The sequence below is a fragment of the Campylobacter sp. 2018MI34 genome (assembly GCF_016598975.1).
Lineage (GTDB): Bacteria > Campylobacterota > Campylobacteria > Campylobacterales > Campylobacteraceae > Campylobacter_D.
Map to the genome: position 1 here is coordinate 1 of NZ_JAENKS010000069.1, position 607 is coordinate 607.

General features: G+C 65.6%; 1 protein-coding gene. It reads left to right on the forward strand.

All coding sequences use genetic code 11. From position 1 onward, the window contains the following. Positions 1 to 607: ABC transporter substrate-binding protein (locus tag JG676_RS07765; RefSeq protein ID WP_200217865.1), on the forward strand; the 607-nt coding region annotated here is incomplete at both ends.

Sequence of the window (607 nt, forward strand, 5' to 3'; positions counted from 1 at the left end):
GGTTCGATCCGGCGGAGACCTCCGGCATCATCACGCCCTTCATGCTGCTCTACGCCATGCATGACGCGATGATGAAGGCGATGCCGGGCGATCCGATGGCACCCTGCCTGGCCGAATCCTGGACCATGGCGCCCGACGGGCTGAGCTATTCCTTCGCGTTGCGCAAGGGCGTGCTGTTCCACGATGGCGAACCGCTGACGGCGGACGATGTGAAATTCTCGCTCGAGCGCTATCGCGGCGCCGCGAGCAAGCTGCTGAAGGAGCGCGTGGCGGGCGTCGACATCCACGATCCGCACCGCCTCACCGTCCGGCTGAACGAGCCGTGGCCGGATTTCCTGACCTACTATGCCAGCGCCACCGGAGCCGGCTGGATCGTGCCGAGGAAATACGTCGAGCGAGTCGGCGAGGAAGGCTTCAAGAAGGCGCCGGTTGGCGCGGGCCCCTACAAGTTCGTTTCCTTCACCCCCGGCGTGGAGTTGGTGTGCGAGGCGTTCGAGGGTTACTGGCGCAAGGCGCCGGCCATCAAGCGTCTGGTCTTCAAGGTGATCCCCGACGAGGCGACGAGGCTCGCGGCCCTGCAGCGCGGCGAGATCGACATCGCCTATTC